Here is a 20,079-nt window from a genome sequence, read left to right on the forward strand (position 1 = left end):
GTGGGGACTGGCGCTTTCACTGGGTGAAAGCCAAAGCGCTCAGCCCTCGCCGGACTTCTGCAACTGCCGCTGCTCGGCGCCCGACGATCGGCGCTCCTGCTCACCCGGCGGCCTCGTCCTGCGCCCGCATTCCGTGTAGGTCGTAGCTGAACTCACCGGCATCCAGCCGGGCCCGCAGCCGCGTCTCCTTCTCGATCCGACTCCGCGTCGCGGCGGCCACCTCGGCCGCACTCTCCCGCGCTACGACCACGGCACCGTCGGCGTCGAGCACCACCACGTCTCCCGGGTTGACGGTCGTCCCACCCACGTGGACCGCGACGTCGAGCGAGCCCCGCGCCCGCTTGGTCGCGCCTCGGACCCGTTGCCATCGGGCCCAGATCGGCAGCCCGAGTTCCCGGAGCTCATCCAGGTCGCGTACCGCCGCGTCCACCAGCAGGCCCGCCGCGCCAGCGACCTTGGCCTGGCTGGCCAGCAGCTCACCGATCAGGGCTACCGGGGCGGGCTCGGGCATGGTGAGTACGAGCACGTCGCCGGGGCGCACCAGCGTCATCGCCTCGTGCACGGCCCGGTTGTCGTCCTGACCGCAGCGGACGGTCCGGGCCACACCGGCGACCCGAGTGCCCGGAACGATCTGGACAAGGTCGACGTCGAGCAGGCCAGACCTGCCGGCAGCCTCGTAGACGGTCGCCACCCCGCCGGCAGCCAATGTCTCGATCACACCCGGTCCGACGACCGCCACGTCACGAAACTCGCTCACAGAGCCCCCACCACGTTCGGGATCAATCGCTGGAACGCCTCGGCCTGCCGAATGCCGGGGTCGCCGGTCACCCGGCGGGCGTGGTTACCACGCTGATCGGCCCGCTGCGTGTAGTAGTCGCGCAGGTAGCCCTGGGCGCCCATCGACGCCATCGCCTCCTGCTTGGCCGCCATCACATCGGTGATGTCGACGAAGACGGTGGGGACGAACCCACACAGCTCGGGCTGGTGCGGTTCGAAGACCAGGAACTCCGAGGGCGGGGCGGTCCGGAAGCCGCTGGACACCCCGGCTCCCGCGGTGAGCTGCCGGGCGGTCGCCACTGCGGTGTGCGCCACCGGGTGATCCGGGTTGAAGGGATCGCGGTCCGGGTGGGTGACCACCACGTGCGGCGCGTACTCCCGCATCAGCGCGGCCAGGCGGTCGATGTCCTCGTCCCTGATCCGCAACGGGTAGTCGCCGAGATCGAACGTCTCCAGGCGGGCGCCGACCATGGCGGCAGCGCGCTCCGCCTCCGCGTGCCGCAGCCGCTTGACGTTCTCCACCGTCTGGTTCGGGTCTTTCCAGAGCTCGCCGGACTCGCCCCGTTCTCCGTAGGAGAGTGCCAGCACGACAGCCTCACCACCCGCCATTGTGTGTTTGGCGATCGCCCCCGCGGCCCTCCAGACGAAGTCGGCCGAGTGAGCACCCACCACAAGCAGTCGCCGCGCGCTCATGCTGGCACCGTCGCCTTGGGCATCGCCAGACGACGGGAGTTGACCACAGCCATGACGTGAATCTCCTCATCGGTGAAGCCGGCGTCGAGCAGGCGGTCGGCGAAGAGCGCCAGACCGTCCTCGACCGGCGGGTTGAAGGGTTGCCCGAGGTCGCTGGAGAGGACGGAGTGCGCCGTGCCGACCGCCCGGATGGTGGCGAACAGCTCCAGCCAGGCGACCTTGCCCGAGTGCGGGGTGGTGAAGCAGCGTTCCAACAGGGCACCCGCCTCGGCCAACTCCCGCTGCTGCTCGGCCGGCAGCCGCTGGGACGTGAACTCGGGATGGGTGACCACGATCCGGCGTACGCGCTCTTCGCGGGCGGCCCGGACGACGGCGACGATCTCGTCGCCACTCAGGTGTCCGGTGGCGAGTGTGATGTCGTGCCGGGCTATCACCCGCAGCACCTGGCGTACCCGCTCGAGAACGCGCCCTTCGTCGTCGACGACCTCGACCGGCTCCGGCACGATGCCCTGGCTGTGCAGATCGGCTTGGAACGCCCCCCACATCGCCGGCGTGGCACCCGGCAGGTCGGCGGCGGTGTTACGCCGCTGGTTTCCGGAGTCCACCGTCGGCATCCAGACGATGCGCGCGCCCTGCCGTGCCGCGACCTCAACGGCGACCGGGTTGATGCCGCCCATGGCGCCGTTGAGAGTGATCGCGCCGAGCGTGTCGACGCCGGGGACCACTTTGCGGACGACGGCCGCCCGCTCGGCCGTGGCCACGTAATGGGACTTGAGGACGAAACCGGCGAGCCCGACCTCGGCACACCGGTACGCCAGATCGACATCGTCGATCCGCCGCGCCATGACGTCAGGGGCCACGTGGACGTGCGTGTCGTAGGCACCGCGGACCAGGGCGCGGGCCCGGGCGGACGGGGCAGGGTGGTCAGACATCGTGCTCCTTCGAAGGTTCTCGCGGCTTTCCCGGACCGACTGTCCATTGTTGACAGCCCTGTAACTGCAGAAATGACTCCTTCGCAGAGCCCAGGGAAAGGAATCCGGGAAACGGTCCGGTGACAGTCATAGCGATCATCATCTACGATCATTCATCGGGAAGAGCAATGTGGACAGCCCCGGCCCGTGCGGTCTTTGTCGGCATGGCGCACCGGCGCCTTCTCCGAGACTCTCAAGCTGGAGGCAGCACATGGTCAAGCGCTCTCGCGCCCTGGTAGTGACGTTGCTCGCCGCGGCCCTTGGCGTGACCGGTTGCAGCGGTTCCGATGACGCCGGTGGCGACCCGACCGGCGAGGAGACCGACAGGGTCGCCTACATCACCGCCTTCGGCGCTGTAGGTCGGGACGCGTTCGCCTGGGTGGCGAAGGGGAAGGGCTACTTCGCCGAGGCCGGCATTGAAGTCGACATCAAAGAGGGCGCTGGCAATCAGCAGAACCTGACGGCTCTCAAGTCCGGTCAGGTCCAGTTCGGTGCGCTCGACTTCACCGGTGCCGTGATTCAGGCGGGCAAGGGCGAGTTCACTGACTGGCGGGCCATCGCCGCCGTGCACCAACAGACGCTGATCTCGGTGATGACCACCGCGGACACCAACATCACCACCCCGAAGGACCTGCAGGGCAAGACGATGGCGACCGGCGCCGGGTCGGTGACCGAGTTGCTCTTCCCGGCCTACGCCCGGCTGGCCGGGTTCGACCCGAAGACGGTGAAGATCGAGGGTGTCCAGGCCACGGCGCTCAATGGACTCATGGCCAGCCGGAAGGTCGACGCGCTGGGTACCTTCCTACTCAGCCGCAACGCGCTACAGGCCGCCTCCAAGAAGGAGGTGGTGGTGCTGCCCTACAGCGACTATCTGCGGGACCTTTTCGGCAACGCGATCATCACCACTCCCTCGCTCATCGAAAAAGACCCCGACCTGGTGCAGCGATTCACCGACGCGGTGCTCAAGGGGCTCCAGTACAGCATCGAGCACCCGGACGAGGCCGCGGCGATCCTCAACAAGGTGAAGCCCACCTATGCCGTGGCGGCGGGCAAGGGCGAGATCGAGGCGATGTCCCCGCACGTTCGCCCCGCGTCAGGCGCCCCGATCGGCTTCATGGATGAGAAGCAGGTGGCCCAGACAATCACCGTCCTACAGGGCGCCGACCTGATTCCGCCCGGCTTGACCCCGGAGGAGATCGTCGACCTGAGGTTCGTGAAGAAGTCCTGACGGAAGATCATCGTGCCTGACCGCCTCCCGCTGTCACAACGCTGGCCCCACGTCGGGCTGCCCGCGCTCGGTGCGGTGCTGGCGATCGCGCTCTGGTGGCTGGCCACCTGGGCCTTCGACATCGAGCCGTTCTTCCTGCCGGCACCCCCGGACGTGGTCGACGCGTTCGTCCGGCTCCCTGGCTACCTTGCAGAGCAGACGATGGTCACCTTCCTGGAGACCGTCATCGGGTTCGGGATCGCGGCCGTGGGTGGGCTCCTGCTCGCCGTCATGCTCGCCGCCTCCCGGACGGTCGAGCGGATGGCCCTCCCCATGATCGCCGGAATCAACGCGGTGCCGAAGGTGGCGCTCGCACCGCTGCTCCTGGTCTGGATCGGGTTCGGCTACGAAACCAAAGTCGTGATGGTTGTGCTGCTCTGCTTCTTTCCGATCCTGGTCTCGACCATGGCTGGGCTGACTTCGACCCCGAACGAACTCGGCGAACTCGCCCGATCCCTCTCCGCCTCGTGGTGGCAGACCTTCGTGAAGGTACGACTCCCGTGGGCCCTCCCGCAGGTCTTCGTCGGACTGAAGGTCGCGACCTCGCTGGCCATCATCGGCGCGACCATCGGCGAGGTGATCAACCCCGAGGCCGGCCTCGGCTCGGTGATCGCCAGTTCCGGCCAGTCCGCCGACACTCCACTCGCGTTCGCGGCGCTGACCCTGCTCGCGCTGATGGGCGCGCTGCTCTTCTACCTGATGGCCGGCCTCGAACGCCTCCTCGCCCCGTGGGCACGGGCGATCTCGTCGTAGTAGCGCGTTGTCAGGCTCTGTGGCGTTCGTAGCGGCTGCTTTGGCACCGGGACCGAGATGCCGCGCGGTGCGCGGGATGACGGTCGTGGCTCTCTCGCACGGGATGGTGTGGCTGCCGTGCCGGCGGCGCGGCAGCCACACCGGGCCTCACCTGTTCTGCTTCTCCTGGCACGGCACGCAGAAGCGGGCGTGCGGGAGAATCTCGAGCCGCTCGGTCGGGATGCTCCGGTGGCACCTCTGGCAGGCACCGTAGGTGCCGTCGCTGATGCGGCTCAGCGCACCGGTGATCTGCTCGATGGTCTGACGGGTGGCGGCCAGCAGCGCGGCCTGGTTGTGGGCCTCGCCCGGGTCGCCGGTGTCGGCGTTGAGCTCGGTCAGTTCCCGCAGCCGGGCCGTCTGGGCGGCGAAGTCGTCCGTCAGGGACGCTCGCATGTCGGCGAGCCAGGTCTGATCGATGGTGCGAGGATGATCGACACTCATGGTCTGCCCCTTCAAAGGGAAATGGACGGGAAAACAAAAAGGGCCGAAGCTTGGATAGCTTCGCCCTAGCGGTCGTTCTGGGTGTGCAACGACTGCGCGGGTGGGCCTCGGCCGGTTCGCACCGGGCTCGACATCCTGTCGGCGAGCGCGGCGTGCGGCGTGCGGACAACCGGCACCCGCATGTCGGCCTTGCGGCGTGTGACCGTCGGCACGCGGACAGCACCGCTCACCGCCACCATGGTGGCGGCGGGCGAGCGGAAGGTCACCGACGGCATGCCCCCACCATAGATTGGTGTCTGCGGTAAAGCCAACGTCTACGGCGATGCCTCAAGATCGTCCGGAGGCTGCTGCTTCGTCAGGTGGAGCAGCCACCCCTCGCCGGTGCGGATCAACGCGTATCGCCGGCTGCCGGTGCGGCCGTGCAGGGTGAACAGCATCCGGCGGTCGGTGCGATCGTGCTCCTCCCAGGTGCCGATGTCGGCGATCGACTTGTCGACGTCCTCGTAGGTGAGGTGATCGAGGTCGTGGTCGGGCACGGCGATCGCGAGCCGGTTGTCGCCGGGGTTGTCCGGCAGACCGCGGGGCACCGCCCACGAGCGCAGCACGCCGTCCTCCTCGAGCCGCAGGTCGAAGTGCGGTCGCGGTTTGCGGTGGTCGTGCAGGACGAAGGCGGGTGCCACTGCCCCATTCTCGGCGCCGGACGGCCGTCCCGCCGGCCGACGCGAGCACCTCGCGGGCCCCGGGTGAGCGGAACGCCTGCGGTTCAGGAATTTTGCGTGGCACGCATATTTGCGTGACACGCAACTAGTGCTAACGTGGTGGCATGACGGGGCTGCGGGAACGCAAGAAGGCCGAGACACGGGCGGCGCTTGGCTGGGCGGCGATCCACCTCACCGCGGAGCGCGGCTACGACAACGTCCGCGTCGAGGACATCGCCGAGGCGGTCGGCGTCTCCCCACGCACCTTCAACAACTACTTCTCCAGCAAGGCCGAGGCGATCGCCTCGCGTCACCTCGACCGCAGCCTGCGCACCGCCGCCGCGCTGCGGGAACGTCCCGCCGACGAGCCGCTCTGGGTTGCGCTCACCCAGGCCGCGCTGGAGCAGTTCACCCGCGGCCCCGAGGTCGAGGCGATGCCCTCCCCCGACCACGCGCAGTGGGTCGCCGGTGTCCGCACCATGCTCGCCGAGCCCGCGCTGCAGGGCGAACGGCTGCGCGCCACAGCGCTCGCCGAGGCCGAGCTTGCCGCCGCGGTCGCCGAGCGAACCGCCACCGACCTCGCCACCGACATGTATCCGCGGCTCGTCGCGGCCGCCGCCAGCGCAGCCGTCGCCGTTGCCATGCAGCACTATCTGGACAGCGCCGACCCACCCACCCCGATCGAACGCCTCATCACCGACGCCTTCACCCAGGTCGCCGCCGGCCTCCCTGCCCCGTCGCACTGAGCTGCCCCGTCGCACTGAGCTCCCCCGTCGCACTGAGCTCCCCCGTCGCACTGAGCCGCCCGTCGTCCAGGGCCCCACCTCACCCACGCCACAAGCCGCGTCACACCCCGCGGCGGGCCGGCCACGTGCCGAGCCTGCCGTGGTGATGACGCGCACCCCGAAGGGATCATCGTCATGATCGATGTCGTCATCGTCGGGGCCGGCCCCAACGGCCTCATGCTCGCCTGTGAACTGGCCCTCGCCGGCGTGCGCCCCGTCGTCCTCGAACGCCACGCCGCGCCCACCGGCGAAGCTCGCGCCAACGGCCTCGTGGGCCAGGTCGTCCGCCTGCTCGACCGGCGCGGCCTCTACGCGCGGCTCAGCGGTGAGAGCACCCCGCCGGTCCCCCAACCCGCCTTCACCTTCGGCGCGTTCCCGTTGGACCTCACGGTGCTCGCGGAGAACCCGCACTACGTGCTCGGGGTGCCGCAGGCCCAGCTCGAGGCCGCCCTCGCCGCCCGGGCCGTCGAACTCGGCGTCGACCTGCGCCGCGGCCACGAGGTCGTCGACCTCCACCAACGCCCCGACGGGGTCGATGTCGACCTCGCCGACGGTACGCGGCTCAGCTGCCGTTTCCTCGTCGGCGCCGACGGCGGCCGCAGCGCGGTACGCCGTCTGGCCGGCATCGACTTTCCCGGGGTCACCAACGACCGGTCGGTCTCCCGCACCGCCACGGTGACCGTCCCCGCGTCATCAGTCGACCCCCAGACGGGCGGTCTGCGCGTCCCCGGCTACGGCGTCGTCCCACCGTTTCAGCACACCCGCACCGCCCGTGGCCTGATCGCCTGGGCCCCGTTCCCCGGCCGCCCGGCGATCCTGAGCACGACGGAGTGGCCCGACACACCGACGGACGACGAGACCCCGATGGACCTGGCGGAGCTGCGGGCCAGCGTCGCCCGGGTGCTCGGCGCCGACATTCCCCTCGACGCGCCTGACGGCCCCGGCCTGCTGCGACGGTTGACCGGCCGCAACACCCGCATCGCCGCCCGCTACCGCGCCGGCCGGGTGTTGCTGGTCGGTGACGCCGCGCACGTACACCCCGCGATCGGCGGCCCCGGCCTCAACCTCGGCCTGCAGGACGCGGTCAACCTGGGTTGGAAACTCGCCGCCACCGTGCGCGGCTGGGCGCCGCAGGTCCTGCTCGACACGTACGAGACGGAGCGTCGCCCCGTCGCCGAACGGGTCGTGATGTCCACTCAGGCGCAGTCGGCGCTCATCGGCCCCGGCGACGAGATCACCGGCCTGCGGGAACTCTTCGCCGAACTGCTGCGCAAGCCGGAGGTGACCGGGCACATCGCCGCGCTGATGTCCGGCGCGGACATCCACTACCCCGCCGACCCCGCCGACCCGTTGGCCGGTCGTTGCGCCCCCGACGTGATCGTGCACGGCGACCACGGGCCGATGCGCCTCGCGGAGCTGACCCGCACCGCCCGGCCACTGCTGCTGGACTCCACCGGCGCCTACGCGGACGTCGCCGCGCCCTGGCGGGACCGCGTCGACGTGGTCACCGGGCAACTGGAGGGCACGACCGCCGCCGCGTTGCTCGTGCGCCCCGACTGCTTCATCGCCTGGTCCGCCGGGAACGTCGACACGCTGCGCGCCGCGCTGGCCCACCACTTCGGCAACGCACGATGACCACCGGGCACGGCCACCAGCGCACCCTGCCGGCCCGCGCCGACCCGGCTGAGCCCGCGCCGACCCGGCCGGGCGCATGCCGACCGCCTCGGCTTCGGCCGTCGCCGCTCGTGCCCCTGCCGGGCTCCCGTTCAGTGTCCGTACGCGTGGTGCGCCTTCCACTGCTCGACCGGAGTGAGCGGAACCGCAGCGGGCCGCTCCGGCATCGTGGTCAGCTCGATCCGCTGGCCTTCCGCCGCCGACCGGAGCAGGCTGGTCATCGTTTCGAGGACGTGCAGCGCGACGTCGCCGCCAGCGCGCGGCGGACGCTGATCGTCGGCCCTGACCAGGTCGATCAGACCGATGCCCCGGGACCCGTCGGCGTAACCGGCCCGTGGTTCCAGAGCGCGCCATTCGGTGTCGCCGAGGGCGAAGAGGCGGACCTCGCCGTCGAAGTAGTTCGGGTCGGGCACGGCGAGCGTGCCCGCCTCCCCGTGCACCTCGATCGGTGCGGCCGTCGTCTGGACGCCGTCGAAGCTCGTCGTGATCGTGGAGAGCGCACCGTTGACGTGTTCGAGCACGCCGGTGAGGTGGGTGTCCACCCCGACCGGGATCCGCTGGCCGGCGCGCGGGCCCGAGCCGATGACGCGCTCGGCGCGCAGGCGGCTGGCGGCTCCGGTCACCGCGCGGACCGGCCCGAGCAGGTGGATGAGCGCCGAGACGTAGTACGGCCCCATGTCCAGCATCGGGCCGCCACCCGGGGCGTAGTAGAAGTCGGGGTTGGGGTGCCAGCGTTCGTGCCCCGGGGTGACCATGACGGCCGACGCGGACATCGGGCGCCCGATCAGCCCGGCGTCGATCGCCGCCCGTGCCGTCTGCGTGCCGGTGCCGAGGACGGTGTCCGGCGCGCACCCGACGCGGACGCCGGCCGACGCGGCCCGCTCGATGGTCGAGCGCCCGTCCGGGAAGGTCACGGCGAGCGGCTTCTCGACGTACACGTTCTTGCCCGCCTCGATCGTGCCCAGCGAGATGTCGGCGTGCGCTGCGGGGATGGTCAGGTTGAGCACCGTCTGCACGTCCGGGCGGGCCAGCAGACGCTCGACGCTCATCGCCTCGGCGCCGGGGATGGCGGCGGCGACCGCGGCCGACCGGGCGGCGTCGAGATCGGCCACCGCGACGATGCTCACCTCGGGGTGGTCCGCGAGTGTGTCCAGGTAGACGTGGGAGATGACCCCGAGACCTACGACGCCGACGCGGTGCGGGTCGCCCACAGCATCCCCCTCTCGATGACGGTACGAACGCTCGGGTGCTCCAGCACGTCCAGGCTGTGCCCCGGGGTCGTCACGACGACGCGCCCGGCACCCCAGAGCCGGGTCCAGATCGCGGGCGAGGTGACCGGCCGGTGCCATGGATGCCAGGCCTGGGTCGGGTGGGTGGTCTCGGCCAGTACGTCGATGAGGTCGTCGTGCAGCACCCAGTACTGCTCGGTGACGAGGTCGAAGTCCTCGATCCCCGCGGTGATCGGGTGTTCCCGGCCGAGGTCGGTGACGCGCACCGTGTGCGGCAGGAAGTTGTCCTCCGGGCCGCCGTGACGTTCACACGGCTCCAGGCCCGGATGGGTGGCGAACTGGCCGCCCACCAGGTGCAGGTATTCCGCTGACGCGCGGAACGAGTCCACGATGCCGCCGTGCCAGCCGGTGAAGCCCGTGCCGGCGACGACCGCCGCGCTGAGACCCGCCACCTGCTCCGCGGTGATCTGCGACATCGTCATGCACTGCACGACGAGGTCGGTCTCGGCCATCGCGGCGGCATCGGCGTAGACCTCCGTCGACTCCTCGACCCGCACGGCATAGCCGCTGCGTTCGAGGAAGGGGAGGAACAACTCGGTCGCCTTGACCGGTTGGTGCCCCTCCCACCCGCCGCGAACCACCAGTGCCCTCTGCTGCGTCACTCTCGCTCCCTCCCGCGGTCCGTCACCACCGGGCTGGCCGCTCCCGCCCCGGCGGCGCACCGCCGATGCCCGTGCGCGTCGAGCACCTCACCGTACCCGTGGTCGCCGACAAACCGCCGTCCGTCGGCCTTCGAATTCCACTGTGCACGGTCTGCATACGCGGGCCACCGGCGACATGGGTACGGGACCGGCACAGAGGTGCCGGTCCCGCCGGATTGGACCGCCACGGCGTTGCCGGGACGTCACGTGCTCACGACCCGGCAGCGGGGCGGTCAGCTGAAGTAGGCCCAGCTGGAGCAGGCCGTGAAGTCATAGCCGTCGACGTAGTAGTTGGTGCAGGCACGGAATGCCCTGATCTTGCTGCCCGGGTCCTTCGATGCGCTCTGGCCCCGGCCGACCTGCAGCGAGCCGCTGCCGCCGTTCGTCAACTGGTACTCGACCGTGCCACCGGTCGCCTCGCGCTCCTTGCCGGAGTACACCCACACCCAGGCGGTCCCGCTTCCCGGGTTGTTGTCTGCCTGCGCCTGCGTCTGGTGGTGCGAGATCGAGGCTGCCGCGAAGGCCGGCTGCGCCATCGTGACGGTGAGGGCGGCGGCCACGGCCGTGGCAACACCCACCCTCTTGACCAGCGCACTCTTGCTCATGTTCTTGACCCTCCCTGTTGGCGCCAGAGCGCCCCGTCGTCATCGGATCGCCACCCGGCCCACAACCGATCTTGATGTGGGCCGCGTGGATCATGGCATCGCGACCCACTCCGGATCGTGAATGGCAACAGGCCAGGCAGTGAACGGTCGGGCGGGCCGGTGTCACGCCCGAGCCGGGGTCCGGCAACGCGCAGGCGGTACCGGACGACGCAGGGCGGGCCGTGCGGGACGAGCGAGGCGACGGGGTCAGTCGAGCGCCGACTCGCCGCCCGGATAGGCGAACGACGCGCGCGGTGAGTAGAAGCCCCAGACGATCTCCAGCGGGTCGGCCGGGCGCAGCGCGTACACCGGGTGGTCGGGTTCGAGGAACTCCAGCGACTCGACGGCGAACGGGTCGACCGGCTCCGCCACGAACGGGTAGTTGCCGCTGAGCAGCCGGCCGTCCAGCCGGGTGAGGTAGCGCAGCTGGCCCCGGTTGACGGCGTCGCCGGTACGCCCGACGCGAGCCGTCGTCCTGATCACGGGTACGCCGTCCGCCTCGGTGGTGGCGACCAGCCGATGCCCGCGTACCTCGATGGTGGTCTTGCCCGGGGTCGCCGGCACACCCCGCGCGGCGGCGTACGCCCGCACGTCGGGGCTGGAGTTGACGTAGTGCGTCCACCAGCGACCGGGCGTGACCCCGTCGGGAGCGTCGACCCCGGCGAGGTCCGGCCCGATGTACGTCAGGGAGTACGCGCCGAAGCCGGAGGTCTGCCCGGCCTCGTCGACGACGTACTGGTTCATGAAGACCTGGCGGTTCGGTGCCGGCGTGAGCCCGTCAGGCACCAGGGCGGCCACCGCGTCGGGGTCGGCCGGCAGCCAACCGAAGTAGATCATTCTGCTGTTCACGACGAGCTGCGGAGCGACGAGTTCGGTCATCAGGGTCCTTCCGCCGGGCAGCGTTCCGTAGCCGCGACGCTACGGAGCCGCCCGACGCCCGGACAACGACGGATTGCCGACATGGAACCGGTCCGCGGCGCGGACCGGTCCGCACTGTCCGGACGACCGTCAGACGGTGGTACGCGACCATTGCTGGTTCGCGCCGGTGTTGCACGTGTACTGCTTGAGGACCACCCCGTCCGCTGTCGACGCGGCCGGTACGTCCACGCACTTGTTGCTGTGTCGTGCCCGCAGTTGGAAGTAACCGCCGTTGGTGACCAGCTGGAACTGCTGGTTGGTGCCGCCGCCGCAGGTGTACTGGATGAGTTCGGCGCCGTCGGCGGTCGACGCGCCCACCACATCGAGGCACTTTCCGCTGTGCCGGCTGATGACGCGCCAGTAGCCGCTGCCGGCATCCTGGAACTGCCACTGCTGCCACGCGTTGCCGCCGTACGTGTACTGGCCGACGCGCGCGCCGTTGTCGGTGTTGGGTTGCTGGACGTCCATGGCCTTGCCGCTGTGCCGCGCGGTGATCCGGTAGAACGTTCCCGTCGCCGGCGGAGGCGTGGTGGGGCCGCCGCCGATGGTGTCGCCCCACGCGTACCGGATCTGGTCCGCGCCGGAGGTGTTGCGGATGCTCAGGTTGAGGTCGGTGCCGCTGCCGCTGAGGGCGAACATCGAGTACCAGTCGTAGCCGATGGTGCCGGGCTTGCCGCCGAGCGCCGGCCAGTAGGTGCCACCCATCTGGTTGTCCCGCATGACCTGCGCCATGGCGCGGATGTGGCGCACGAAGTTGTCGGTGCTTCCCGCGTCGGCGTAGTTGCGGCCGTCGTTCATGGGTGCGCCGAACTCGGTCGCGACCGCACGGGAGGCGCAGTTGCCCAGGCGGGTCTGGATGTGGCTGCGGAACGCGTCGTAGGTCATCGCGCCGTAGAAGAAGGCGTAGTGGTGGAAGGACAGCAGGGTCGAGGTGAAGCGGCTGTCGTTGCAGATGTCGCGCAGGTCCTGGCTGAAGCCGGTGCCGCCGATCAGCACCCGGCTGGGCACCGCCGAATAGTGGTAGCTGAGCCAGTTCGCCGCCACGGTGCGCCACTCGGCAGAGCTGTATCCGTGCGGTTCGTTCATCGGCTCGAAGTAGACGTTGGTGTTCGAGCCGTACGTGTTCGTGACGGTGGACCACATCGCGTTCCAGGCGGCGAGGTTCGTGATCCTGCCGCCGGAGGCCGCGCCGTCCTCCCAGTAGGCGAGGATGACTTTGAATCCACGGGCGGTGGCGGCGTCGATGGCACCTCGGTACGCCTCCCACCACGCCGTCCCCACCGTGTGGGTGTTGATGGGCAGCCGGACGGTGTTGACGCCCATGGCGGACGCCATGTCGTCGTAGAGGGCGTTGGCCTTGGCCCGCACCGTCGCGTTGCTGTCGGACGAGCTCAGGCCCTGCACGACCAGCGGCCCGGTGCTGAAGTTGTCACCCAGAACCGCCCAGTTCATGCCTCGGAACTGGTTGGTGGCCGCGGTGGCCGGCGATGACGCGACCACGACGCCGACCAGCACGGTCAGCGCGGCCAGCAGGGCGGACAACACCCGTCGATGTGGTGCCACAGTCGAAACTCCTTGAACAGGGACCAGGGTCAGCTGGTCACGCGGAAGGTGGCGTCGGCGCGGCTCTGCGCGTCGGTGACCGGGTCGAGCCGCAGCAGGTAGGCGTAGTGCCGGAGGTAGCGGTCCGGGTGGCTGTAGGACTGGAACGACGTCCACGAGGAGTTGGCCAGGCCGGCGACCTGGCGGAAGGTGGCGTCGGCGGCGAAGGCGGCACTGCCGTCGTTGGCTTCCAACCGGAAGTCGAACCCGTAGTGGCGCAGGTAGTAGCCCGGGTAGTTGACCGACTGGATGGCGACCGTGCCGGAGCCGACCAGGCCGGGCACCAGCCGCCACTGGCCGTCCTGCGCCGGGCTGACGTTCGGGTCGATGCGGACGTCGTAGTCGTAGTGCCGCACGTACCGATCCTGGAAGTTGTACGACTGGATCCGGTTGACAGCGGTGGCGGGCCAGCGGGCGAGCACCCGGCTCTGTTCCGCGGCGGTCAGGTTCAGAATCGAACCGTGCCGCTTCTTGGTGCCGCCCATGGCGTACGAGCCGGACGCCGGCAGTCGGTAGCTGCCCGGACTCGACGGGTCGGTGGTCAGCACCGGCAGGTAGCCGCGTCCGCTGGCGTACTGGTCGAGGTAGAGCACCCACTCGTTGCGGCTGTTCACCTTCATCCACATCGGGCCCTCGACCTGTGCGCCGGTCAGCCCGATGCCGGAGAGGTTCCCGAGGGCGGTCCAGGTGCCGAGGATGGAGTTGCTGCCTTCGATGGCGATCTGGCCGTCGCGGGAGGCCCGGACGTAGCGGTAGCCGCCGACGCCGGCCGGCACCTCGACGATCTGGGTGTCGATGATCTCTTGGTTCCCGGGCCGGTTGATGTAGACCTGCGGTGTGGTGACGCTGCGGAAGTTGGCCGTACGCGCGTAGTAGATGCGGTGCTTGGTCGCGCCGTTGAGCGGGACATTCGTCGCCCAGTAGAGGACGTAGTCGCCGGTGGCCGGGTTCCAGATCGCCTCCGGGGCCCAGGCGTTGCGTCCGTCCGGAATCGCACCGGCGACGTTCAGCAGCCACGGCGTCGACCAGTTGACCAGGTCGGTGGACTCCCACACGACGAGGTTGCGGCTGCCGTTGTTGATCGCCGTCGACCAGTCCTGACCACAGCCGATACACAGGTCGGTGGCGATGATCCAGTAGCGGTCGCCGGCCGGCGAGCGGACCAGGGCCGGGTCCCGCACGCCCCGGGTGCCGACGGTGGACCGCAGCACGAGCCCGCCGTTGTTGAGGTCGGTCCAGCGCAGGCCGTCGGTGCTGTGGGCGAGGTAGATCTGCTGGTCGGTCGAGGACTCACCGGTGAAGTGCGCCATCAGGTAGCCGACGGTCGGGTCGAGCGCTGCCGCCTCCTTCGGTGTCGCCGCTGACCAGGTGGTGAACAGCAGGCTCGCGGCCACCGCGACCGCGCAGAGCCGGGCGAGGACTCTCGACATGTGTCTTTCTCCTTCGCGCAGGGGCGTACGGGTCAGCTAGAGGGTCGGCAGGACAGGCCGGACGGTGCCGTCGGCGTTGAACTCCATCCGGTCGATGGCGGTCTCCCGGTTGGTGCCGTTGCCGGCCGGCACGGCGAAGCGGTGGTAGGCGATGTACCAGGTGTCGGTGCCGGGTGCCCGGACCACGGAGTGGTGGCCGGTGCCCTTGACGCCGGCCTCGAGCCGTTTCTGCAGCACCACGCCGCGCCTGGTCCAGGGCCCCAGCGGTGCGGGGCCGGTGGCGTACGCGACCCGGTAGTCCTCGCTGCGGGTGTCGTTCTCCGACCACATGAAGTAATAGAGCCCGTTGCGCTTGAACACGAACGGCGCCTCGTTGTAGCCCGACGGCGTGATGACCCGCGCCTGCGCTGCGTCGAAGGAGGTCATGTCGGGGTTCAGCCGCACCGCCCGCGCGACGCCCTGGCCCCAGTACAGGTAGGACTGCCCGTCGTCGTCGGTGAACACCATCGGGTCGATCGCCTGCCCGCCCGAGAACTGGTCGCTGCGGACAAGCGGTCGGCCCAGCGCGTCACGGAACGGCCCGGTGGGGCTGTCGGCCACCGCCACGCCCAGTTGTTTGGCGGTGTTGCCGCTGGCCGCGCCGCCACTGAAGTACAGGTAGTAGCGGCCGTTGGCGGTGGCCACCGCGGGCGCCCAGGCCGAGTTGTCCGCCCAGGACACGTCCGGACCGTGGTCGAGGATCACGCCGTGGTCGGTCCAGTTGACCAGGTCGGTGGAGGAGAACGCCTTGTAGTAGGTGCCGGCCCAGCTCGCGTAGCCGTCGGTGGTCGGGTACAGGTAGTAGCGGCCGTTGAAGACGGCGAGGTGCGGGTCGGCGAAGAGGCCCGGGATCACCGGGCCCCTGGTCGTTCTGGGCGCCCACGGCGCGACGAGGCGGAAGGAGCTGTCCGCCCGGAACGCGGCAGTGTCCTGGTAGGCGTCGAGCCAGAGGGCGAAGTCGCGGTGCCGGATCCGCCGGGTCGGATAGTTGTACGAGACGAGCGCCGCCGATCCGCTGACCGAGCCGTCCGTCGCGCAGAAGGTGGCGTCGGCCCGGAACGTCGCGTCGCCGGTGTTCGGGTCGACCCGGAGCCGGTAGTCGCGGTGCCGCAGGAACATGCCCGTCCTGGTCTGGAACGAGTAGCAGGTCGGCGACGCCAGACCGTTGACCACGGTGAAGGTGGCGTCCAGCTTCACCTGGTTGGCGCTGCTGGAGCTCACCGGGTCGAGCTGACCGAGATAGTCGATGTGCCGCACGTACCGTCCGGCTTGGTTCACGGCCTCCAGCGAGACGGTGCCGGTCGGCAGGGTGGCGGCATGCGCCGGTCCGTCGGCCACCACCACGACAGCCGCCGCGGCCACTGTGGACAGCACGAGGAGGGCACGCAGCCGCATGCTCGATGCTCCCGACAGGGACCCTGCCATCCGTCGTGGAACCACGGGCACGACCCCTCTCCGCAAGATCATCTATGTTAGCGTTAACAACATCAGGCCGTGTCCAGGTTCGGACTTTTGAAGGCTTCAGCGGTGGGGTGACGTGCCCGGACGGGACACCACTGGGGCGCACGCCGCCACGACACAATGTGTTCGGTTCGTTAAGGTCGCGTTGCGGACAAGTGTTAGCGATCGCAACTACCAGTGTCAAGGCATCGACTGCCGTCGCTCCCCCGCCCGGCCACCGCTGGCTCAGGCAGCCGCTGCCGGCGTACCGCAGATTGTTGGCCGCGACGACGCGCGCGGCCGCCGTGTCGCCGGAGGTGGCCACGGCGCTGTGACAAATCGCCCACGCCTCGGGCCGCCGAATCCCACGGCCGATCCCTACAGTCGGACCCATGAGCACCGACGACGGCGTGCGGGCCTGGCTGCGCCGGCATGGGGCCGAACAGATCGCCCATCCCGGTGGCACCCTGTACGCCCACCTCTGTCGAGTCAGCGAACGGCTCGCCGTGCTCGGCCGCAGCCGTGACGTGCAAGCCGCGGGCCTCACCCACGCCGTCTACGGCACCGACGGGTTCGACCGCACCCTGCTTGATCGGGCCGATCGGGCCGTACTGCGGGATCTCGTGGGCACCGATGCCGAGGAGCTTGTCTATCTGTACGGTGCCTGCGACCGTGGACGCAGCTGGCGGGAGCTGGCCAGGACCGGCGAGGTCTTCGACCGCTTCACGCGCCAGGTGCGGACGCCGGATGACTGTCAACTTCGGTCGCTGGTGGACCTGAGCATCGTCAACGAGTTGGACGTCGTCGAGCACGATCCCGCGATGATGGACCGGCACGGGGCCTACTTCCGGGAACTGTTCGCCTCGTGGAGCCCCACCGCCTCGGAGCAGGTCATCCGCGAAGCGCAGCGGGTCTTGTGGCCGTGACCCCTGAACCGTCGCATCCGGCAGCACGGGCGTTTGGCCGCGTACGGGTGCGAGCCGTCTACCCGGGCAGCTTCGATCCCTTCACTCCGGGGCATGTGAATGTGGTGGACCGGGCACGCGATCTCTTTGACGAAGTGGTGGTGCTCGTCGCGCTCAACAGCATTAAGCAGCCGGGCAGCGACGAAAAGGAGCGAGCGACCGCTGTCCGGGCCATTCTGCCGCCCGAGTGGACCTCCGTCTCCGTTGTGGCCTGGAGCGGGTTGACCGCCACCTACTGTCGTCTGCACGACGTAGGAGTGATCGTCCGCGGTGTTCGTCACACCACCGACCTTCGGGCTGAATATCAGCTCGCCGCGATGAACCAGTCGCTGGGCGTACCCACAGTGTTCCTGCCGGCACGGCCCGAACTGGCCGCGGTGTCGTCGACCGCGGTGCGCGCGCTACGGGCGTCGCAGGCCGAGTAGGGCCGCGATCATCGCTTCGGGCTCGATGGTGGCTGGTCGATCGCTGACTTGCCCGTCGCCGAGTTCGATGACCCGCCACACGTCGTCGGCGCGCGGAAACCCGTTGCCCGTTGCCGGTGCCCCGCCGAGGATCAGTCGATGCTCAGTGACCAGGCGACCCCCGACTTCTCGATCAAACCCACGCTCACCGGCGAACGGGTGATCCTGCGTCCCTTCGTGGACGACGACCTGGACACCTTCCGGGCGGCGGTGGCCGACCCCGAGGTGGCCCGGCTGACCGGCAGCCCGGCAGACGACGCCCCCGACGAGGAGCGCATGCGTTCCTGGTACGGCAGCCGCAACGCGCAGACCGACCGACTCGACCTGGCGGTCGTCGACCGCGCCACCGGGGCCTGCGTCGGCGAGGTGGTCCTCAACAACTGGGATCCGGGCAACCGGAACTGCAACTTCCGCACGCTGCTGACCGCCGCCGGCCGCGACCGCGGCCTGGGCACCGAGGCGGTGCGCCTGGTCGTCGGCCACGGTTTCGAGCGGCTCGGCCTGCACCGCATCTCGCTGGAGGTGTTCGCCTTCAATCCCCGGGCCCGCCGGGTGTACGAGAAGGTCGGCTTCGTCGCCGAGGGTGTGCTGCGGCAGGTCCTGCGCGACGGCGACGACTGGGTCGATGCCACGGTGATGTCGATCCTCGCGCCCGAGTGGGCGGCGCACCGGGGGTATCCGGAGCGCTGAGGGGCGCGGTGGCGCGGCTACGCGAAGGTGAGGTCGCCGGTTCGGGCGCGTTTGAGCTCGGAGAAGGAGCGGCAGCTGGCGAGCAGGCGGGCACCGTCGAAGACGCGGACGGCTTCTTCACCACGAGGGATCGAGGTCAGCACGGGGCCGAAGAAGGCCACGTCGTCGATGACGACCGTCGGGGTGCCGAGGTCCTCGCCCACCAGCTGCTGCGCGCGAGCGGTGCTGGCCCGCAGGTGCGGGTCGAGGTCGCTGCGCCGGGCGGCGTCGGCGAGGTCGGCGGGCAGGCCCGCTTCGGCCAGGGCCTGCGGGACGACGGTGTCGAAGTCCTTGTCGCCGCCGTCGTGGATCCGGCGGCCGAGCGCCGGGTACAGCAGCGCGAGGGCAGCGGCGCCGTGTTGCTCGGCCGCCGCCACGCAGACCCTGGCCGGCCCCCACGCCCGGTCGTTGAATTCGCGGTACCACGGCTCCAGGTCGCGATGCTCGTTGATCACCGAGAGGCTCATCACCTCGAACCGCAGGGTGAGCGGCCGCATCTTCGCGACCTCCATGAGCCAGCGTGAGGTGATCCAGGCGAACGGGCAGGACGGATCCACGTAGGTGGTGGCTACCGGAGCGGACGTTGACGTCACTTTATCTTCCACGGAAGACAATTTATCTTCCCCGGAAGGTAAGATGCAACAGTGGATGACGACCGGATCGCCGACATCGTCGGCCAGTGGGGTCGCGAACGACCAGACCTCGACCCCACTCCGCTGCTGATCATCGGTCGCATCCAACAGTTGGCCGCCGCGCTCGACGCGGCCCTGCGACCGCCGTTCGCCGCCGCGGACCTCGGCAACGGCGACTTCGACGTGCTCGCGGCGCTGCGCCGCGAGGGCGAGCCGTACACGCTCACCCCGGGGCAGTTGAGCCAACGGATGCTCGTCACCACCGGGGCGGTAACCAAACGGGTGGACCGACTGATCGCCCGCGGACTCGTGTCCCGCTCGGTCTCCACGGCCGACGCGCGCGGCAGAGTGGTCGGGCTGACTCCGGCGGGTGTGGAATTGACCGACCGGCTCATCGAGGAGCACCTGGCCAACGAGGCGTCCATTCTTCGCGGCCTCACCGACAGCGACCGAAAGGGCCTCGAGCGCCTGTTGGCGGCGATCGATCGGAACCTGGCCTCCCCGGATCGCGGCCCCGAGGGCGGCAGCCCGACCGGCTGACGACCACGGTCGTGATCGACCAGCCACGGACTACCATTCCGCCATGAACGACACCAGCCACGGCGTACACATCAGGGGTGGCAGCCCCGCCGACGCGCCTGCCGTCCTGGCCATGCTGGACTCCGCGGTGGCCTGGATGAACGACCGGGGCAACACCGAGCAGTGGGGCACGACGCCGTTCTCCACGCAGCCCGCGAGGGTCGAGCAGGTCGATCGCTACCTGACCGAGAACGCCCCGTTCATCGCGGAGTTGGATGGAACGCCGGCCGCAGCGATGGTGCTGGGCTCCGGGCCCGACCCGCGGATACCGATCACGCCCGTGGACGAACCCGAGCGGTACGTCCGCCTCCTGGTCTCCGACCGGCGGTTCGCCGGCCGGAACCTCGGGTCGGCCCTGCTGGCACACGCCGTGCAGGAGACCCGGCGAGCCGGCGTGCGGTTGCTGCGGGTCGACTGCTGGGCGGGCGGCGGCGGCGAGCTGGTGGCGTTCTACGAGCGCCAGGGGTTCGCCCGCACCGAAACCTTCCTGTTCGGCTCCTGGCCCGGGCAGGTGCTGGCCCAGCGGGTCGGTTGAGCCCGCATTCATTCCGGAATACCGCGCCGTCGGGCGCTCGACGCCCGGTGACGCCACGCCGACCGCATGGAGGA

At 70.0% G+C, this 20,079-nt stretch carries 23 protein-coding genes; 9 read left to right on the plus strand and 14 right to left on the minus strand.

Annotated features, from left to right (window positions below; translation table 11 throughout):
• Positions 1 to 100: 100 nt before the first annotated feature.
• From KBX26_RS01735 to KBX26_RS01745, 3 genes are read right to left on the minus strand one after another with little or no spacing between them, the layout of a single operon-like run.
• Positions 101 to 757 carry a 4-carboxy-4-hydroxy-2-oxoadipate aldolase/oxaloacetate decarboxylase gene (locus KBX26_RS01735; protein WP_209444527.1) on the minus strand — a complete coding sequence of 219 codons (657 nt, stop codon included), beginning with the start codon at positions 755 to 757 and terminating at the stop codon, positions 101 to 103.
• Entirely contained in the window at positions 754 to 1,470 is a 717-nt protein-coding gene (locus tag KBX26_RS01740) for a PIG-L deacetylase family protein (RefSeq protein WP_030330732.1), read from the minus strand. The genes KBX26_RS01735 and KBX26_RS01740 overlap by 4 nt, the downstream gene beginning before the upstream one ends.
• Entirely contained in the window at positions 1,467 to 2,402 is a 936-nt protein-coding gene (locus KBX26_RS01745; protein ID WP_030330734.1) for a DUF6282 family protein, read from the minus strand. Before KBX26_RS01745 ends, KBX26_RS01740 begins: the two co-directional genes overlap by 4 nt.
• Before the next feature lie 169 nt (positions 2,403 to 2,571).
• Here KBX26_RS01745 and KBX26_RS01750 point away from each other — a divergent pair, with 169 nt between their 5' ends.
• Both KBX26_RS01750 and KBX26_RS01755 read left to right on the plus strand, forming a co-directional pair.
• Complete coding sequence (locus KBX26_RS01750; RefSeq protein ID WP_307857730.1) at positions 2,572 to 3,669, plus strand: ABC transporter substrate-binding protein; 1,098 nt, start codon at positions 2,572 to 2,574, stop codon at positions 3,667 to 3,669.
• 12 nt (positions 3,670 to 3,681) lie between these two features.
• Positions 3,682 to 4,461 carry an ABC transporter permease gene (locus KBX26_RS01755; RefSeq protein WP_051708303.1) on the plus strand — a complete coding sequence of 260 codons (780 nt, stop codon included), beginning with the start codon at positions 3,682 to 3,684 and terminating at the stop codon, positions 4,459 to 4,461.
• 147 nt (positions 4,462 to 4,608) lie between these two features.
• On the opposite strand, the gene KBX26_RS01760 is transcribed toward KBX26_RS01755, so the two are convergent.
• From KBX26_RS01760 to KBX26_RS01770, 3 genes are all read right to left on the minus strand, one after another.
• Entirely contained in the window at positions 4,609 to 4,941 is a 333-nt protein-coding gene (locus tag KBX26_RS01760; protein WP_030330739.1) for a TraR/DksA C4-type zinc finger protein, read from the minus strand.
• 65 nt (positions 4,942 to 5,006) lie between these two features.
• Complete coding sequence (locus tag KBX26_RS01765) at positions 5,007 to 5,216, minus strand: hypothetical protein (RefSeq protein WP_210864519.1); 210 nt, start codon at positions 5,214 to 5,216, stop codon at positions 5,007 to 5,009.
• 39 nt (positions 5,217 to 5,255) lie between these two features.
• Positions 5,256 to 5,621, minus strand: a complete 366-nt coding sequence (locus KBX26_RS01770) for a DNA polymerase ligase N-terminal domain-containing protein (RefSeq protein WP_030330741.1) — start codon at positions 5,619 to 5,621, stop codon at positions 5,256 to 5,258.
• Positions 5,622 to 5,764: 143 nt separating this feature from the next.
• On the opposite strand from KBX26_RS01770, the gene KBX26_RS01775 reads away from it, so the two are divergent.
• Both KBX26_RS01775 and KBX26_RS01780 read left to right on the plus strand, forming a co-directional pair.
• Positions 5,765 to 6,385 (plus strand): TetR/AcrR family transcriptional regulator, encoded by a 621-nt coding sequence (locus tag KBX26_RS01775; RefSeq protein WP_210864520.1) that lies wholly within the window; start codon positions 5,765 to 5,767, stop codon positions 6,383 to 6,385.
• A gap of 174 nt (positions 6,386 to 6,559) precedes the next feature.
• The gene (locus tag KBX26_RS01780) at positions 6,560 to 8,059 is read left to right on the plus strand and encodes an FAD-dependent oxidoreductase (protein ID WP_210864521.1); all 1,500 of its coding nucleotides are present in this window, start codon (positions 6,560 to 6,562) and stop codon (positions 8,057 to 8,059) included.
• A 131-nt stretch (positions 8,060 to 8,190) separates the two neighbouring features.
• Here the strand turns inward: KBX26_RS01780 and KBX26_RS01785 are convergent, their stop codons facing one another.
• The 7 genes from KBX26_RS01785 to KBX26_RS01815 all read right to left on the minus strand — a co-directional run bounded on the left by KBX26_RS01785 (position 8,191) and on the right by KBX26_RS01815 (position 16,056).
• On the minus strand, positions 8,191 to 9,309 hold the full coding sequence (locus KBX26_RS01785) for a Gfo/Idh/MocA family protein (RefSeq protein WP_210864522.1): 1,119 nt from the start codon (positions 9,307 to 9,309) through the stop codon (positions 8,191 to 8,193).
• The gene (locus tag KBX26_RS01790; protein ID WP_210857452.1) at positions 9,279 to 9,989 is read right to left on the minus strand and encodes a ThuA domain-containing protein; all 711 of its coding nucleotides are present in this window, start codon (positions 9,987 to 9,989) and stop codon (positions 9,279 to 9,281) included. Before KBX26_RS01790 ends, KBX26_RS01785 begins: the two co-directional genes overlap by 31 nt.
• A 272-nt stretch (positions 9,990 to 10,261) precedes the next feature.
• Complete coding sequence (locus KBX26_RS01795; RefSeq protein WP_030330749.1) at positions 10,262 to 10,633, minus strand: hypothetical protein; 372 nt, start codon at positions 10,631 to 10,633, stop codon at positions 10,262 to 10,264.
• A 246-nt stretch (positions 10,634 to 10,879) separates the two neighbouring features.
• Positions 10,880 to 11,551, minus strand: coding sequence for a hypothetical protein (locus KBX26_RS01800; protein ID WP_210864523.1), 672 nt, complete (start codon positions 11,549 to 11,551; stop codon positions 10,880 to 10,882).
• 129 nt (positions 11,552 to 11,680) lie between these two features.
• Positions 11,681 to 13,153: an RICIN domain-containing protein gene (locus KBX26_RS01805; protein WP_307857731.1), complete on the minus strand. Its 1,473-nt coding sequence runs from the start codon at positions 13,151 to 13,153 to the stop codon at positions 11,681 to 11,683.
• 29 nt (positions 13,154 to 13,182) lie between these two features.
• Positions 13,183 to 14,622: a glycoside hydrolase family 43 protein gene (locus KBX26_RS01810; protein ID WP_030330754.1), complete on the minus strand. Its 1,440-nt coding sequence runs from the start codon at positions 14,620 to 14,622 to the stop codon at positions 13,183 to 13,185.
• A 36-nt stretch (positions 14,623 to 14,658) separates the two neighbouring features.
• On the minus strand, positions 14,659 to 16,056 hold the full coding sequence (locus KBX26_RS01815; RefSeq protein ID WP_210864524.1) for a family 43 glycosylhydrolase: 1,398 nt from the start codon (positions 16,054 to 16,056) through the stop codon (positions 14,659 to 14,661).
• Between the two features lie 437 nt (positions 16,057 to 16,493).
• On the opposite strand from KBX26_RS01815, the gene KBX26_RS01820 reads away from it, so the two are divergent.
• From KBX26_RS01820 to KBX26_RS01830, 3 genes are all read left to right on the plus strand, one after another.
• On the plus strand, positions 16,494 to 17,027 hold the full coding sequence (locus tag KBX26_RS01820; RefSeq protein WP_210864525.1) for a DUF6817 domain-containing protein: 534 nt from the start codon (positions 16,494 to 16,496) through the stop codon (positions 17,025 to 17,027).
• Positions 17,024 to 17,491, plus strand: coding sequence for a pantetheine-phosphate adenylyltransferase (coaD, locus tag KBX26_RS01825; RefSeq protein ID WP_210864526.1), 468 nt, complete (start codon positions 17,024 to 17,026; stop codon positions 17,489 to 17,491). The genes KBX26_RS01820 and coaD overlap by 4 nt, the downstream gene beginning before the upstream one ends.
• 138 nt (positions 17,492 to 17,629) lie before the next feature.
• Complete coding sequence (locus tag KBX26_RS01830; protein ID WP_210864527.1) at positions 17,630 to 18,220, plus strand: GNAT family N-acetyltransferase; 591 nt, start codon at positions 17,630 to 17,632, stop codon at positions 18,218 to 18,220.
• A gap of 17 nt (positions 18,221 to 18,237) precedes the next feature.
• On the opposite strand, the gene KBX26_RS01835 is transcribed toward KBX26_RS01830, so the two are convergent.
• Positions 18,238 to 18,852 carry a disulfide bond formation protein DsbA gene (locus tag KBX26_RS01835; protein ID WP_210864528.1) on the minus strand — a complete coding sequence of 205 codons (615 nt, stop codon included), beginning with the start codon at positions 18,850 to 18,852 and terminating at the stop codon, positions 18,238 to 18,240.
• Positions 18,853 to 18,903: 51 nt separating this feature from the next.
• Between KBX26_RS01835 and KBX26_RS01840 the strand changes: the two genes are divergently transcribed.
• Both KBX26_RS01840 and KBX26_RS01845 read left to right on the plus strand, forming a co-directional pair.
• A complete protein-coding gene (locus KBX26_RS01840; RefSeq protein ID WP_036411159.1) occupies positions 18,904 to 19,431 on the plus strand; it encodes a MarR family winged helix-turn-helix transcriptional regulator in 528 nt (175 codons plus the stop codon).
• 43 nt (positions 19,432 to 19,474) lie between these two features.
• A complete protein-coding gene (locus tag KBX26_RS01845; RefSeq protein WP_210864529.1) occupies positions 19,475 to 20,005 on the plus strand; it encodes a GNAT family N-acetyltransferase in 531 nt (176 codons plus the stop codon).
• The last annotated feature ends 74 nt before the right edge of the window (positions 20,006 to 20,079 follow it).

It is taken from the genome of Micromonospora sp. C97, assembly GCF_018070385.1.
Lineage (GTDB): Bacteria > Actinomycetota > Actinomycetes > Mycobacteriales > Micromonosporaceae > Micromonospora > Micromonospora parva.